This is a genomic window from Mycobacterium sp. NPDC003323, assembly GCF_053589535.1.
The window spans coordinates 144,094-159,547 of the sequence record NZ_JBSFSB010000008.1; the positions used below are offsets into that span (position 1 = coordinate 144,094).

A 15,454-nucleotide genomic window follows, 5' to 3' on the forward strand; every position below is an offset into this window, starting at 1 on the left:
GCGGGGGTCAAGGTGGAGCCGATGACGGGAATCGAACCCGCGTATTCAGCTTGGGAAGTCGATTCGGCGGGTCCGCGGCTGTCTGTGTCTATCCGCGGCTGTCCGCGCGGGCACGGCGAAACTATGCTCTGACCTGGTGCGATGTGTCGACAGTTGTCCTTCAGTGTCTGCCGGCGTTCGCCTGTGTCGGCGCAGGAGTTCCCGTCGACTTGTGACACTCTTGTGACACCCACCCTCCGACCTTGCCGAGCGTCGATGGCGAGTAGCGACTCGTTCGCTTCAGCATTAGAACGTTCCCCCGTCGCGGCCGTCAGTGTGGGTCGCCTGATGCGCTTACTGATTGGTTGCGGTCCCTGCTGCCTCGACCTGCGCGATCTCCTCCGCGAACGATGTCGCACGGTTCCTGCGGATTGCTTTCTGATAGTTGGGAACGATCGCGTTCTTGAGTGAGCGGACTGCCGTCGCGCTCTTGAGTTCTCGTTTGTAGTCGAAGATCTTGCCTTCTTCGGCTCTCTCGGCGAGCTCCGCGTTTAGGTCAGTGATCAGATCGTCAACGACATTCGAAATGGCTGCCTTAATGCCAGCGATGCCGACCTTGTCGAGCAGAGCCTTCGGGTCCTTGATGAAATCGATACCGACCTCGTCGTCTGCAAGGGCTTGTCGCACCAGGTACACCAGGAAATACTGCGTCAATCGGTAGCCTGCAAATAGCTGATTATCGAGCTTTATCAATGAGTCGGAAATCGAATCCTGAATCGCAATTAGCGATGCGATTCGAGCGGCATTTACGCCGGGACGCCCAAATATGTCCGAGTGCAACTCGTCGAATAGTCGATACGATTGATGGCATGACCAGGGCTGCTCAAGATCGAAAGCTAGTAGGACTCTTGCGGCATCTTCATTTGTGATGACTTCGGGTGCAGAATGCGTTTCGCCGCGCTTAATCTCATAGTCGATGACACCGGCGAATTCACTGTGAAATTCTGTCTGCAGGCGGCGCTGCAAGGTACTGTTCGACTGTAAATCCCGTGCGCTGATTGAGTTCTGGTTATTGCTATTGCGAGTGATTTTCGCAGCCAGTTCGCTCTGCGGAGGTATCTTAATTACCCGAGTAAGTATGCGGAGTTCGTCGGTGATGTGCGACCGGTGTTCATTAAGCGTCGACAGGCTCTGGCAACCATTGACTACTGTGTAGCCGTTGATCGTGAATGTTTCTTTGTCATGCTCGACTTCCTCGGCCAGGACCGTTAAGCCATTATGGAACAGCATAAAGTTCTTGTGCTCACTTTGCTGCTTAACGCTGATGGCGATTGCCTTGTTGACTTTTGTCTTACCCAAGGCCTGTCGGACGTTCCAGGAGAACAACTCGCCGCTCTGCAGACCATCGAGGGTAATGAGGTCGGATGCCAACACGGTCGTGATGTAGACGGTTGCCTCGGGTGTGCGGTACTCGATCACCTCATGGCCGTCTAACTGGAATGAGGTTGGGCTTGACACGGGAGTCGATTCGCCAGGTGCTACCCAATTGGCCGTGAGGCGATCGACGTCGTGAACGGTGATGTCTCCGCGTGTCGCAAGGTAAGACTTGGCGTTATCGTCCATCGCAACGTTCGTTACAAAGAAGCCGCGAACCTCGTATCCACTTTCGATGAGGGCTGGAATGCCTTCTGCGGTAATAAGTTCACGAAGTTCGACGTTGCCGGTTTGGCGGGCTAGTTCGACGGCCGTTTCCTTGGTTGCGAGTTGGTCCAAGCTGCCAGCGAAGTGCTTCAGAGCGGAATCGCCGAGCGTCTTATCTTGACCAGCACCGACTTGGTAAAGCTTCGTTTGGAACACATCAATACGTTCGAGTGTGTGATCGACGTAGATACCGTCGATGCCCTTGTCGTCAGGGCCATCGCAGATCGCGTCCTGAGCCTCGGTTTCATCGAGTCGATAGTAGTTTTCGAGAAACCACCCCAGGAACGCGCGGGACTCCGTACGTCCAGATACGAGATGTCGGCCGAATTCTTGCACGATGGCGGGGTAGCTGAAATCTGGCGTACTCGACATACATGATCCCGTCACTGGGCCTGCTAGGACCGTGAAAGTCTACGCACGTCGTTCGCGACACTGAGACAGCTTGCATCGGGACGCCGCATCGAGTCGGCTCATGCCTGACAGAAAAGCAGCGGGCGATCGCGGTCAGGCTAGAGGTCAAGTCCGTCGAACGGTTCGTCTTCCGGGACGCTCGCCGTGTCGACAGGTAGGTGGCCGAACTGGTTCCGCCATTCATTGCAGGCTGTCTGCCACCGCGTGTAGGCGCCCCGATAGGCGACTTCCCAACCGCGGCCGTCGGCGTCGCGTGGCGGTGCGCCCCAATCGGCTCCGTTGAACATGCTGAGAGCTGGCGGCATCGACGGGCGAAACTCTCGCGGCGCGGTCGGCACCCGGCGGCGAACCGGCATCAGCGGCCAGGCTGGTCGTCAGCCAGCTCCTTGGGCAGCCCGATGCTGGCGATGAGCTTCGCCAGCGCGAGACGCTGCATCCTCAGCTCGACGAGGAGCGGATGCGTTCGCGGCCCCTGGTTGCCGTCGATTATCGGGGGAGTATCGGCGAGTTTGGCCCGCAATGCGGCCAGCAGATCAACCGTGTAGCACGCCTCGGCGAGGACGGCGGCCGAGGACTCGTCGAGTTCGAAATCGGTTGTTACAGAGGACCAGAGCCGTCGGCCGCCAGCCTTCAACCCGCGCGGTGTCGTCGTCATCCTGCCCCTTTCAAGGCCCAAACTTCTGGAATGTCGGGGAGAGACGCCTGCCTATGCCCCGAGGTGCACGGCGGGAGCGTCGCGGGGGTACCCCCCACCCCTGCGGCGTTTCACATGAAACGTTGCTGTGCAATAGCTTTCGATTAGTAGCGCAGCAGCCCGCCCACGGCGCCGAGGTCGCATCACGGAGAGGCGTGCGGTGCTGCTGCACTGGCGTGCGGTGGCTCGCTCAGACGAATGGCAGAACGTCCGAGCGAGCCGGTGACACTTTCAACCGGCTTGTGACGACGAAGGCCACGCAGTAGTGCGTCGCCGATCTACGGGGCCAGAAGGACCCAAGTCACGGGTACGAGGGTATGCCCTGCCGGTCCTGCGTCTGCTTCATGAGATCCGCACGTGCCCACTCGTCTTCGTGAAGTTCAGGGTGCGGAAGCTCCCGCCGATCCCTTAAGAACGTGTGCGATCGAAGGCAAAACATCGGACGCGATTCGCCATCCTTCGACCACCAAAGCATTGCTCCTACTGGGCCGTTCTGTATCTCGGCGCAAACTGCTCTCAGGGGCCCATCTGCGGGTGACTCGGGGTCGTGCATTCGATTCGCGAAAGGGTAGTGGCCGTCGGTTCCAGCGCGACGGAACTGGTCGAAGTTCGAGAAATCCCGGTAGAGCACCAACGTGCCGCCCACAATCCAGAGAGCGCCGTCCATGAAGTCAACGAGCGGCGCGGGCACGGCGAAGCCAATCTCCGCGATGCGGCAAGCGACGTTTTTTACGTAGTAGCGGGCGAGATCGGCTCCCCCAGTCGGATCGTTGGGAAAGATCTCCCCCATGTTGAAATGGGCGCGAACTCGGAAGTAGTCAGGGTCGCTCCAGACCTTGTCAACAAACCTGTCATAGGCCTGGTCGAATGGCTGACTTCGAGAGTTGTTGCAGTCCGCGCACAGAACCTTCGGAAACAACATGGGCTTCGCCCCGACGCCGTTCAATCGCGTAGGCCGATCACCTCGCTTGCCACTGAGGATCAGATGGTCTGCCGACGAGAACATTCTCCTCAGTTGCGAGGCTTTGACTCTGTGCTCCCGCGAGTTAGCTACGCCCCCGCACCACCAGCAACTCGGTACGACGGGCGCCGAATCCATGCGCTCGACCTTAGGGGCCGTTGCTCGACTCCGCCAACGAGTTTCCCTCGAGTTGTGACATCGACGTGACACTGAGGCACGGATTCGAACGGCTCGAACAGCATTCGCGCTGGTCAAACTGGAGCCGATGACGGGAATCGAACCCGCGTATTCAGCTTGGGAAGCTGATGTTCTGCCATTGAACTACATCGGCCTGTTCGAACAGGAAGGCTAGCATCCAGGCGACACCGATTCATGAGTTGGGGGATCCATGAAACGCCTCGCCGCAGCAATCACCGCGAGCCTGAGCATCGCCGCCGCGCCGACCGCCACCGCCACCCCGCCCGACGGCGAGGTCGAGCGCACCGATCTCGCGACGGGCACCACGAACACACCGGTGGTCATCGACACCACCGGCCCCACCACCCTCTACGTGCAGGAGCTGGTGCTGCACCCGCCGTCGAGCAGCGGCTGGCACACCCACCCCGGGCCCGAGCACGCCGTCATCACCGGCGGCACCGTCACCGTGCAGACCGCCGACCAGTGCGCGCCCACGCCGTATCTGGCCGGCCAGTCCATCTTCATCCCGGCCGGTGTGCCGCACATCGTGCGCAACGACAGCCCGCACGACGCCAATGCGGTGGTCACCTACACGCTGCCGGCCGACGTCCCGGTCCGCGACGACGCGCCAGCCGCCTGTCCCTGACCCGCGGCGGTTAGGCTCACCGCGTGCTGCTCTCCGATCGCGACATCCGCGCCGAGATCGCCGCGGGCCGGCTGGCGCTGGACCCGCACGACGACAGTCTGATCCAGCCGTCGAGCATCGACGTCCGCCTCGACAGTCTGTTCCGGGTGTTCAACAACACCCGCTACACCCACATCGACCCGGCGCTGCGGCAGGACGATCTGACCACCCTGGTCGAACCGAAGGAGGGGGAGCCCTTCGTGCTGCACCCCGGCGAGTTCGTCCTGGGTGCCACGCTAGAGCGCTGCACGCTGCCCGACGACCTGGCCGGGCGTCTGGAGGGCAAGTCCTCACTGGGACGGCTGGGCCTGCTGACCCACTCGACGGCCGGGTTCATCGATCCGGGGTTCTCCGGGCACATCACCCTGGAGCTGTCGAACGTCGCCAACCTGCCGATCACGCTGTGGCCGGGCATGAAGATCGGCCAGCTGTGTCTCCTTCGACTGACCAGTCCGGCCGAGCATCCCTACGGCAGCAGCAAGGCCGGATCGAAGTATCAGGGACAGCGTGGGCCGACCCCGTCGCGGTCGTACCTGAACTTCCCTCAGCCCTGAACCCGCGTAGGGTTTCTTTCGTGCTCTAGCTAAGACCGCCGGGTGTAACGGCGGTGCGGCTCACGGCGATGAAGCTACTAGTTGCCGGTTTGTGTCGAGAGCGGGATGTCGACCAAACGAGCGACGTAGCAAACACTTTGGAGGGGTAAGTGGACATCGTACTAGGTGTGTCCCTGACGCCTACGACGGTGCGGATGGTGCTGGTCGAGGGGGAGAAGGGCGACGGCGCGACCGTCGATCACGACGTCTTCGACGTTTCGGCCGGCGATGGCGCAGCAACGTCGGCGGCGGTCGATCAGGTGGTCGAGGCGGTGCTCGGCACGCAGGAGAGCGCCCAGGCCGGCGGACACCACCTGCGGTCCATCGGTGTCACCTGGACCGACCACACCGATGCCTCCGCGCTGCGCGACGCGCTCGCCGCGCGCGGGATCACCGACGTGATGATGGTGTCCGAACTGCATGCCGCGGGCGCGCTGGCCCAGGCCGCCGGCCGCGCGGTCGGCTACAGCTCGACCGCCCTGCTGTTCCTCAACCGCGACACCGCCACCCTGTCGGTGGTCCGCGGTGATGACGGTTCGGTGGTCAAGGTGCTCAGCCGCAGCCTGCACAGCACCGACGCCATGGCGGTGCTCGGCGAGATGGCCGCCGCGGTGGCCGGCCAGGACACCGCACCCGAGGGCATGTTCGTCGTCGGATCCGGGGTCGACGTCGCCGCGGTCAAGGACCACCTGGCCGCCCTGGTCGACATCCCGGTCAGCGCCCCCGAGGAGTCGGGTCTGGCGCTGGCCCGCGGCGCCGCACTGGCCTCGGCCAACGCGCCGATGTACGAGGCGTCGACGGTGGGCCTGGCTTACTCGCTGGATCCCGACGGCCCGACCGCCGGTTCGGTCCTGCATTCGGCCGACACCCAGCTGGCGGCCGGTGCCGTCCCGAACTATGTCGAGGTCCCCGACGACCTGGCCGCCCTCGACGCCCAGCCGCCCGCCGAGGAGGGACGCAAGCCGTTCCTGCTGGTCGGCAGCGCGATGGCGTCGATCTTCGTGGTCGGTGTCGTGGCGCTGGCCATCTCGCTGGCCGTCAGCATCCGGCCGACGGCCGACGAACGACCAGCCCCGGCGCGCGCCGCCGTCGCACCCAGCGTGCAGGCACCGCCCCCGGCGGCTCCGGCACCCGAGGCGCTGCCCGTGCAGCCTGCGCCTCCGCCGGCACCGGAGGTGGCCGAGACCATCAAGGCGCCCATCCCGGTCGTCCAGCAGGCGCCGGCTCCGCGGCAGGTGTACGTCGAGGCCCCGGCCCCGCAGGCTCCCGCGCCCGCGCCGGCCGCCCCGCCGCCGGCACCCGCGCCGGTGGCCCCGCCCCCGGTCGTGCAGCCCCCGGTGCCGCCGGTATGGCGTCCGCCGGTGGTTCTGCCGCCGCCGGTGATCGTGCTGCCGCGTCCGCAGTGGCCCGAGTGGCGTCCGCCGTGGGAGCAGAAGCCCGAGCGGCCCGACTACGACGACGATGATTCCGATTGGCCCGACTGGCGACCGCAGCCGCAACCACAGCAGCCCCAGCCGACGCGGCCCACGCAGCCCCCGCAGCAGCAGGCGCCGCAATGGCCGCAGTGGCCGGGCGGCGGATCGGGCTCCAACGGCTCCGGCGGTGGCCGTGGTGAATCCGATTACGGCCGAGGCGATTACGGCCGTGGTGACGGCGGTGGTCGCGGCGACTCCGGCGGTCCCGGTGGCGGTGGCCGCCAGGGCGGTAACTGCTTCCTGATCTTCTGTAACTGATCCTCATCCGGTGAACGGGCCGTGCCTTCGGGCGCGGCCCGTTCTCGTAGGTCCGCCACTCGGCACCCGACCGCCGTTGCTTTACGATCGTCAAGTCAAGTACTTTACGATCGGCAAGTGACCCGGGAGGTGGGATGGACACCGCGACCGATACGCGTGCGCGCCTGATCGGGGTCGCGGTCGACCTGTTCACCCGGCACAGCTTCGCCGGCACGTCGCTGCAGATGATCGCCGACGAGCTGGGCTTCACCAAGGCCGCCATCTATTACCACTTCAAGACCCGCGAACAACTGCTCACGAGCGTGTTGGAGCCGATTTTCGACCAGCTGCAGCAGGTGGTCGATGCGGCCGAGAAACTGCGCGGTGTGCACGCCCGGGCCGATGCCGTGCTGTGCGGCTATGCCGAGATGGCGGTCCGCCACCGCGCGCTGGTCTCGGTGCTCGGCGGCGATCCCAGCGTCATCCGTCAACTGAGCGCCCAACCCGGCTGGGCCGAACTGATCGACCGTCAGATGCGCCTGCTGGCCGATGTGGAACCCGGCCCCGGCGGGCAGGTGAAGGCGGCCGTCGCCGTCGGCGGGATCGCCGGCGCCGTCGGGCCGGCCTGGATCTCCATCGCCGACGAAGACCTGCTCGGCCATCTGGTCGAGACCGGACGACGCACGCTCGGGCTGCGCGCCCCGCGTCGTAGGTCATGACATTCCACGAAAGGGACAGCATGAAGACAGCAGTGGTCACCGGCGGCGGCTCCGGTATCGGGCGCGCGATCGCACAGCGGCTCGGCGCCGACGGCCTCACCGTCGCGACGCTGGATCTGCACGGCTCCGATGACGACAATGCGTTCACCGCGGACGTGACCGACCGCGCCCAGGTCGACGCCGCGCTGGACGCGATCCGCGAAAAGCTCGGCCCCGTCGCGGTTCTGGTGAACTCGGCGGGGCTCGACGGCTTCAAGGCGTTCACCGATATCACCTTCGACGAATGGCAGAAGGTGGTGAATGTCAACCTGCACGGGGTGTTTCACACCATCCAGGCCGTGCTGCCCGACATGATGGAGTCGGGATGGGGGCGGATCGTGAACATCTCGTCGTCCAGCACGCATTCGGGTGTGCCCTACATGTCGCACTACGTCTCGGCCAAGTCCGCGGTGAACGGGTTGACCAAATCTCTTGCGCTGGAATACGGCCGGTACGGCATCACCGTCAACGCCGTGCCACCCGGTTTCATCGACACCCCGATGCTGCGCGGCGCCGAGAGTCGGGGACTGCTCGGCGACATCAACGACACCATCGCCGCGACACCGGTGCGCCGGATGGGCAGACCCGAAGATATCGCCGCCGCGTGCTCGTTCCTGATCTCCGAAGAGGCCGGCTACATCACCGGGCAGATCCTCGGCGTCAACGGCGGCCGCAACACCTAATCCGCCTGGGCCAGCATCCCGTCGAAGCCCTGCCACAGCAGCATGAAGACCAACTCGACGACGCGCTCGCGCGGCACGTTCCGGTTCCCGTACCACCACCGCGCCACCCCGTCGCAGGCCGACTGGGTGGCGCGGGCCAGGATCCACGCCGAGTCGTCCAGCGTGATACCGCGCACCGAGGTGGTGTCCCCGGCGCCGAACCGGATGAGTTCGGCGATGGCGGCGGTGCCCTGGTCGGCGATCTCCTGTACCACCGCGGCGGTCTCGGAATCCGCCGGCGGATCGCGGTGCAGGAACCGCCACATGAACGGATCGGCCTCGACGAACTCGAAGTAGTTCGAGATGCTCGCGCGCACCAGTTCCTCGGGGGTGGCGCCCTCCACCCGGCGCAGGGATCGCTCGCGCAGCTGCGCCGCGTGCTCCTCCAGCACGGCGACGTGCAGTTCGCGTTTGGAGCCGAAGTGGTCGTAGAGCACCGAGGGGACGACGCCCGCGAGGTTGGCGATGTCCTGCATCTTCGCCTCGGCGAACCCGTGCTCGGCAAAGGCCTCCACGGCCGCATCGAGGATGCGGGCGCGTCGCTGAGCCGCCGGTATCCGCATCCTTGCCACACCGAATTGTAATTCGGTAGGCTGCGATCACAGTACCGAACCGCGATTCGGTTAGGGGAGTGTCATGGCGCAGGGCAGGGTTCGACAGCGCATTCACTGGATGGCGATGCACGGATTCGTCCGCGGCGTCTCCAAGGCGTTCGCCCGCCGCGGCGATCCGCAGGGCAGGCTGATCGCCGACCCTTCGATCCGCATCGACCCGGTCCCGTTCACCGAGGAACTGCGGGCCCAGGGCCCGCTGGTCAAGGGGCGGGTGGTCTACCTGTCCGTCGACCACCAGATCTGCAGTGACGTGCTGCGCTCGGAGGACTTCCGCGTCCTGGCGCTGGGATCCAATCTGCCCACACCGCTGCAGTGGGTCATCAACCGCACCAAACCCGATGTGCTGCACCCGTTGCAGCCGCCGTCGATGCTCTCGGTCGAGGCGCCCCAGCACACCCGCTACCGCAAGCTGGTGTCCTCGGTGTTCACCACCCGCGCCGTGGCCGCGCTGCGCGACCGGGTGCAGGACACCGCCAATACACTGCTCGACGACCTGGCCGGCGAGACCGGCACCGTCGACATCGTCGGGCGGTACTGCGGGCAGCTGCCCGTCACCGTCATCGGCGACATCCTCGGTGTGCCCCAACAGGACCGCGGCCGGGTGCTCGAATTCGGCGAGCACGGCGCGGCCAGCCTGGACATCGGCCTGACGTGGCCGCAATACCAGGAGGTCAGCGCCGCCGTCGCGGGGTTCAACGACTGGCTCGTCGACCATCTACAGCAGCTGCGCAAGAACCCGGGTGATGACCTGATGAGTCAGATCATCCGGGCCTCCGAAGCCTCCGAGGAGGGCCCGCTCACCGAACAGGAGCTGGTCGCCACCGCCGGGTTGGTGCTCGCCGCCGGCTTCGAGACGACGGTGAACCTGCTGGGCAGCGGTATCCGATTGCTGCTGCAGAATCCCGAACATCTGGCGACGCTGCAGCAGCGACCCGAGCTGTGGCCGATCGCCGTCGAGGAGATCCTGCGGCTGGAATCGCCGGTCCAACTGTCGGCCCGCATCGCCACCAAGGACATCGAGCTTGCCGGCAAGCGCATCCGTGCGGGCGAGGGCGTGCTGGTCTACATCGCCGGCGCCAACCGCGATCCGAACGTCTTCACCGACCCGCACCGGTTCGACCTCGAACGGTCCAACGCCGGCAAGCACCTGTCCTTCTCGGGCGGCCGGCACTTCTGCCTGGGTGCCGCGCTGGCCCGCGCCGAGGGCGAGGTCGGCTTGCGGACATTCTTCGAGCGCTATCCCGACGCCGCGTTGGCCGGCGCCGGCACCCGCCGCGACACCCGGGTGCTGCGCGGCTGGTCCAGCCTGCCAATCGCCCTCGGCGACACCCGCGCCGCGCTACGGTCATAACCATGGACTTCCGGGCCGCCCTGCTCGAACAGACCAACGCCTTCGGCGAACTGATCCGCGATGCCGACCCCGCGACGCCGGTACCCACCTGCGGGGAATGGACGCTCAAACAGCTGTTCCGCCACGTCGGGCGCGGAAATCGTTGGTCTGCACAGATAGTCGCGGAGCGTCGCGCCGAACCGCTGGATCCGCGCGAGGTCCGGGACGGGAAACCACCCGAGGACATCGACGCCGCGATCGGGTGGCTCAACGCCGGCGCCCAACTGCTGATCGACAATGTCGAACGCACCGGGCACGTCAAGGTGTGGACCTTCGTCGGCCCGCATCTGCCGGGGTGGTGGATCCGGCGCCGCGTGCACGAGCAACTGGTGCACCGCGCCGACGCCGAGCTGGCGCTCGGTCGTGAGTTCACCGTGCCGACGGACCTGGCCGTCGACGCCATCAGCGAATGGATCGAGCTGGCCGTCGTCCAGCACGCGCCCATCCAGCGCGGCCAGTCGCTGCATCTGCACGCCACCGACGACGGACTCGGCCCCACCGGCGAATGGACCATCACCCACGACGAGGACGGCGTGTCCTGGTCGCATGCGCACAGCAAGGGCGATGTCGCGATCCGCGGCACCGCAGCCGATCTGCTGCTGGCCATCAGTCGCAGACGCAGCGCCGACGAGGCGGGACTGGAGATCTTCGGCGACAAAGCGCTGTGGGACGCCTGGCTGGCGAGCACCCCGTTCTGAGTGCCGCCCCCTAGAGTTGCACCATGAGCACCTCGGAGATCGCGACCGTACTCGCCTGGCACGACGCCCTCAACGCCCGTGACCACGACACCCTGCTGAAGCTGTCCACCGACGATATCGAGATCGCGACATCCGACCGGGCCGCCCAGGGGCACCAGGCGTTGCTCGACTGGGCCCAGCAGGGTGCTGTCAGCGCCGAGGCGGGCAAGCTCTACGTGCATGACGGCGTCGTCGTCGCCGAGCAGACCGTCAACGGCACCGGCGGTCCGGGCACGGCGGCCTCGGCCTTCCGCGTGGTCCACGATCAGATCGCCGCAGTCTTTGTGCACGACAGCCTGGACGCGGCGCTGGCGGCCACCGGGCTGACGGAGAAGGACCTCGACACCTAGATGCGCGGCATCATCCTGGCCGGCGGATCGGGCACCCGGCTGTATCCGATCACCCGGGGGATCAGCAAGCAGCTGCTACCGGTCTACGACAAGCCGCTGATCTACTACCCGCTGAGCACCCTGATGATGGCGGGTATCCGCGACATCCTCATCATCACCACCGGCCACGATGCGCCCGCGTTCCACCGGCTGCTCGGCGACGGTTCGGATCTGGGCATCCATCTCAGCTATGCCGTCCAGGACGAACCCGACGGTCTGGCACAGGCTTTCGTCATCGGCGCCGAGCACATCGGCGGCGACTCGGTGGCACTGGTGTTGGGCGACAACATCTTCTACGGCCCGGGCCTCGGCACCGGACTGCGCCGATTCCACGATGTCAGCGGCGGCGCCATCTTCGCCTACTGGGTCGCCAACCCCTCGGCCTACGGGGTGGTGGAGTTCGACGACGACGGTCGGGCGATCTCCCTGGAGGAGAAGCCGGTCACACCGAAATCCCATTACGCGGTGCCCGGTCTGTACTTCTACGACAACGACGTGGTCGAGATCGCACGCTCGCTGCGCAAGTCGGCGCGCGGTGAATACGAGATCACCGAGATCAACCAGACCTATCTGCAGCAGGGTCGGTTGTCGGTTGAGGTGATGGCCCGCGGCACCGCCTGGCTGGACACCGGGACCTTCGATTCCCTTTTGGACGCGGGCGATTTCGTGCGGACCATCGAACAGCGGCAGGGACTGAAGATCAGCGCCCCCGAAGAGGTGGCCTGGCGCGTCGGCTTCATCGACGATGATCAACTCGCCGCGCGCGCGCAGACCCTGCTCAAGTCCGGTTACGGGAGTTATCTGTTGGAGTTGCTGCAGCGCTAGGTGTGGCCAGCACCGCGGCGATCCCCGTCGTCAGCGGCACCGACAGCGCCAGCGCGATACCGCCGACGGCCGAGCGCGCGATCTCGATGGCCACGCTCTCGCCGGTCAGCACGTCACCGAGGGACCGGTTGGCCACGCTGAACAACAGCAACAGCGGCAGCGCGGTACCGGCGTAGGCCAGCACCAGGGTGTAGACGGTGCTGGCGATATGGTCGCGCCCGACCCGCATCGCGCCGAAGAACACCGCCCGCCGCGAACCGCTGTGCTGGGCCAGTTCGAACGCCGTCGACGCCTGCGTCACCGTGACGTCGTTGAGCACGCCGAGCGAGCCGATGATGAACCCGGCCAACAACAGTCCGGTGATCGACACCCCGCCCAGATACGTTGCGACGGCGTTGTTCTCCTCCTCGGACAACCCCGTCAGGTGCGTCAGTTCGATGGCGCCCCAGGACAGCGCCGTCGCCAGCAGCAGCGAGGTCAACGTGCCCAGTAGCGCCGCGCTGGTTCGCAGACTGACCCCGTGCGCGAGGTAGAGCACGGCGTACAGGATCAGCGAGGACGCCACCAGCGCCACCGGTATCGCATTGGACCCGTCGCGCAACGCGGGCAGCATGAACACCACCAGCACGGCGAACGCGACCGCGATGCCGATCAGGGCCCGCAGCCCCCGCCACCCGGCGACCGCGACCACCACCACCGCGAACGCCGCGGCCAGCACCGTCAGCGTCCAGGTGCGCTCATAGTCGTAGAACGAGTAGACCGTGGTTCCGGTCGGGTCGACCGCCCGGGTGATGCGGATATCGTCGCCCACGATCAGCTGCGGCTGCCCGGGTCCGCCGCTGAACTCCAGGACGGTGTAGGCGCCCTCGTTCGGCCCGGATCCGATCTGGATGAACGACTGCAGGCAGTGCGTCTCACCTTCGGTGGGAGCGGGTGCAGCGGTGATCACCGCGCCGACGGTCGGCCCACCGCAGGTCGCCTCCGAGGTGGAGACCACTCGTCCGGCCTCGGTGCTGACGCCGCCGCCCACGGAGTTCTGATAGGGCAGCGGGATCTCGACCTTCTGCTGGCTGGGCCACAGCCAGGCCACACCCGCCAGCGTCGCCACGGCGATCGCGATCAGCAGGCCGACGACGACGCGCGCGGCCAGCGGGCCCAGCGGCGAGGGGCCGCTCAGCGAATGCGAGTGTGAATGTGAGTGGGCCACCTGCAACAGCGTAGGCGGTTGGGGTGTTACTGCCGGTAGCTGACCAGGAAGTTGCCGAGGCGCTCGATGGCGTTGGAGAGATCCCGCGCCCACGGCAGCGTCACGATGCGCAGGTGATCCGGTGTGGGCCAGTTGAATCCGGTGCCCTGGGTGACCAGGATCTTCTCCTGCAGTAGCAGGTCGAGCACCAGCTGCTCGTCATCGTGGATGTCGTACACCTCGGGATCCAGCCGCGGGAACGCGTACAACGCGCCCTGGGGCTTCACGCACGACACCCCGGGGATCGAATTCAGCTGCTCCCAGGCGACATCGCGCTGCTCGAGCAGCCGTCCGCCGGGCAGCACCAGATCGTCGATGCTCTGGTGGCCGCCGAGTGCCACCTGAATGGCATGCTGGGCAGGCACATTCGGGCACAGCCGCATATTGGCCAGCAGGTTGATGCCCTCGATGAAACTGCTCGCATGCTCCTTCGGGCCGGTGATCACCAGCCATCCCGAGCGGTAACCGGCCACCCGGTAGGCCTTGGACAGGCCGTTGAAGGTCAGGCACAACAGATCCGGCGCCAGCGAGGCCAGGCTGATGTGCTTGGCGTCGTCGTAGAGGATCTTGTCGTAGATCTCGTCGGCGAGCAGCAGCAACTGGTGCTTGCGCGCGAGTTCGACCATCTGCTCCAGGATTTCGCGGCTGTACACCGCGCCCGTCGGGTTGTTCGGGTTGATCACCACCAGCGCCTTGGTGCGCTCGGTGATCTTGGATTCCAGATCGGCGATATCGGGATTCCAGCCCTGGGTTTCGTCGCACAGATAGTGCACCGGGGTGCCGCCGGCCAGCGCGGTCGAGGCCGTCCACAGCGGATAGTCCGGCGCGGGGATGAGCACCTGATCGCCGTTGTCCAGCAGCGCCTGCAGGGTCATGGTGATCAGTTCGGAGACACCGTTGCCCAGGAAGACGTCGTCGACATCGAACTTGGGGAACCCGTCGACGAGTTCATAGCGGGTGAACACCGCGCGCCGGGCCGGGATGATGCCCTTGGAATCGGAGTAACCCTGTGCGGTCGGCAGCGCGGCGATGATGTCGCGCATGATCACATCGGGGGCCTCGAACCCGAACGGGGCCGGGTTGCCGATGTTGAGCTTGAGGATGCGGTGTCCCTCGGCCTCGAGTCGGGAGGCCTGCTCGTGTACGGGGCCGCGGATCTCGTACAAGACGTCCTGCAGCTTGGTCGACTGGGCGAACGTCCGCGGGCGCGGCTGCTGGCTGTGATGCCACGTCCGGTCGGGCAGCTGATGGGTACTCACGGGTAACAGTGTCCCACGGCGCGGCAAACGGATTTCCGTGCTGCGTAACAATTTGACTTCCGCGCAGATAAGAACCGCTGCGCATACCGCTTTTCAGCGCATTTCGGTGTTATTTTCTTCAGCCATTATGACGAGGATGACACGTTCGCTGAGTGCCGCTTTCGGAATGGCCGCGGCGGCCGCACTACTGCTGGCGGGATCTGCCCACGCCGAGCCGCCATTGCTCAACGGCTCCTATTCGGGAGCCGAGGGTGACCCGGAGAACGTCTGGGTGATCGCCAGCACCTGCGCGCCGGCGGGCTGCTCGGGCACGGTGTCCAGCAATCAGGGCTGGACCAGTCCGATGACGCTGGCCGCGGGAATCTGGAATTTCTCGGTGACCAAACCCGACGGGTTCATTTGCCCAGACGGAAGTTACGCACCGGCCGTCGTGCACATGACGATCGATCCGGTGACGCTGGTCGGCGTTTTGTCCGCCGACTCGAATGGCACCTGCCCGGGCGGCATCACCAGCGCGACGCCATTCCAATTGAAAGCCGTCTGAAGCGATTTGTGGAGCGGCTGTCGGAATGATTCCGACGGCCGCTCCACAAATCGCAGG

General features: G+C 65.7%; 16 protein-coding genes and 1 tRNA gene. 10 read left to right on the top strand and 7 right to left on the bottom strand.

Annotated features, from left to right (window positions below):
- Positions 1–333 precede the first annotated feature (333 nt).
- From ACWDUN_RS19220 to ACWDUN_RS19235, 4 genes are all read right to left on the bottom strand, one after another.
- Positions 334–2,016, bottom strand: a complete 1,683-nt coding sequence (locus tag ACWDUN_RS19220; protein ID WP_449931422.1) for an AIPR family protein — start codon at positions 2,014–2,016, stop codon at positions 334–336.
- Positions 2,017–2,446: 430 nt separating this feature from the next.
- Positions 2,447–2,746: a terminase gene (locus ACWDUN_RS19225; RefSeq protein WP_449931424.1), complete on the bottom strand. Its 300-nt coding sequence runs from the start codon at positions 2,744–2,746 to the stop codon at positions 2,447–2,449.
- Between the two features lie 340 nt (positions 2,747–3,086).
- A complete protein-coding gene (locus tag ACWDUN_RS19230) occupies positions 3,087–3,707 on the bottom strand; it encodes a hypothetical protein (RefSeq protein WP_449931426.1) in 621 nt (206 codons plus the stop codon).
- 296 nt (positions 3,708–4,003) lie between these two features.
- Positions 4,004–4,077: transfer RNA gene (locus ACWDUN_RS19235), tRNA-Gly, on the bottom strand.
- Between the two features lie 57 nt (positions 4,078–4,134).
- Here ACWDUN_RS19235 and ACWDUN_RS19240 point away from each other — a divergent pair.
- The 5 genes from ACWDUN_RS19240 (at position 4,135) to ACWDUN_RS19260 (ending at position 8,354) form a co-directional block, all read left to right on the top strand.
- Positions 4,135–4,569: a cupin domain-containing protein gene (locus ACWDUN_RS19240; protein WP_449931428.1), complete on the top strand. Its 435-nt coding sequence runs from the start codon at positions 4,135–4,137 to the stop codon at positions 4,567–4,569.
- 23 nt (positions 4,570–4,592) lie between these two features.
- Positions 4,593–5,162 carry a dCTP deaminase gene (gene dcd / locus ACWDUN_RS19245; RefSeq protein ID WP_449931430.1) on the top strand — a complete coding sequence of 190 codons (570 nt, stop codon included), beginning with the start codon at positions 4,593–4,595 and terminating at the stop codon, positions 5,160–5,162.
- Positions 5,163–5,311: 149 nt separating this feature from the next.
- The gene (locus tag ACWDUN_RS19250) at positions 5,312–6,934 is read left to right on the top strand and encodes a DUF7159 family protein (RefSeq protein ID WP_449931432.1); all 1,623 of its coding nucleotides are present in this window, start codon (positions 5,312–5,314) and stop codon (positions 6,932–6,934) included.
- A 134-nt stretch (positions 6,935–7,068) separates the two neighbouring features.
- Positions 7,069–7,632: a TetR/AcrR family transcriptional regulator gene (locus ACWDUN_RS19255; protein ID WP_449931434.1), complete on the top strand. Its 564-nt coding sequence runs from the start codon at positions 7,069–7,071 to the stop codon at positions 7,630–7,632.
- A 20-nt stretch (positions 7,633–7,652) separates the two neighbouring features.
- Positions 7,653–8,354 (top strand): SDR family NAD(P)-dependent oxidoreductase, encoded by a 702-nt coding sequence (locus tag ACWDUN_RS19260; protein WP_449931436.1) that lies wholly within the window; start codon positions 7,653–7,655, stop codon positions 8,352–8,354.
- Here ACWDUN_RS19260 and ACWDUN_RS19265 read toward each other — a convergent pair.
- On the bottom strand, positions 8,351–8,956 hold the full coding sequence (locus tag ACWDUN_RS19265; RefSeq protein WP_449931438.1) for a TetR family transcriptional regulator: 606 nt from the start codon (positions 8,954–8,956) through the stop codon (positions 8,351–8,353). The two genes, ACWDUN_RS19260 and ACWDUN_RS19265, sit on opposite strands and share 4 nt — an antisense overlap.
- Positions 8,957–9,029: 73 nt before the next feature.
- On the opposite strand from ACWDUN_RS19265, the gene ACWDUN_RS19270 reads away from it, so the two are divergent.
- The 4 genes from ACWDUN_RS19270 to rfbA are packed head-to-tail and all read left to right on the top strand — an operon-like array spanning position 9,030 to position 12,348.
- Positions 9,030–10,358: a cytochrome P450 gene (locus ACWDUN_RS19270; RefSeq protein ID WP_449931440.1), complete on the top strand. Its 1,329-nt coding sequence runs from the start codon at positions 9,030–9,032 to the stop codon at positions 10,356–10,358.
- Positions 10,359–10,360: 2 nt separating this feature from the next.
- Positions 10,361–11,095 (top strand): maleylpyruvate isomerase family mycothiol-dependent enzyme, encoded by a 735-nt coding sequence (locus ACWDUN_RS19275; RefSeq protein WP_449931442.1) that lies wholly within the window; start codon positions 10,361–10,363, stop codon positions 11,093–11,095.
- Between the two features lie 23 nt (positions 11,096–11,118).
- Complete coding sequence (locus ACWDUN_RS19280) at positions 11,119–11,484, top strand: nuclear transport factor 2 family protein (protein ID WP_449931444.1); 366 nt, start codon at positions 11,119–11,121, stop codon at positions 11,482–11,484.
- Positions 11,485–12,348, top strand: coding sequence for a glucose-1-phosphate thymidylyltransferase RfbA (gene rfbA / locus ACWDUN_RS19285; RefSeq protein WP_449931446.1), 864 nt, complete (start codon positions 11,485–11,487; stop codon positions 12,346–12,348).
- On the opposite strand, the gene ACWDUN_RS19290 is transcribed toward rfbA, so the two are convergent.
- Positions 12,302–13,555, bottom strand: coding sequence for a YibE/F family protein (locus tag ACWDUN_RS19290; protein ID WP_449931448.1), 1,254 nt, complete (start codon positions 13,553–13,555; stop codon positions 12,302–12,304). The genes rfbA and ACWDUN_RS19290 overlap by 47 nt on opposite strands.
- Before the next feature lie 26 nt (positions 13,556–13,581).
- On the bottom strand, positions 13,582–14,880 hold the full coding sequence (locus ACWDUN_RS19295) for a pyridoxal phosphate-dependent aminotransferase (RefSeq protein ID WP_449931450.1): 1,299 nt from the start codon (positions 14,878–14,880) through the stop codon (positions 13,582–13,584).
- Between the two features lie 109 nt (positions 14,881–14,989).
- On the opposite strand from ACWDUN_RS19295, the gene ACWDUN_RS19300 reads away from it, so the two are divergent.
- Positions 14,990–15,397, top strand: a complete 408-nt coding sequence (locus tag ACWDUN_RS19300; protein ID WP_449931452.1) for a hypothetical protein — start codon at positions 14,990–14,992, stop codon at positions 15,395–15,397.
- Positions 15,398–15,454 lie beyond the last annotated feature (57 nt).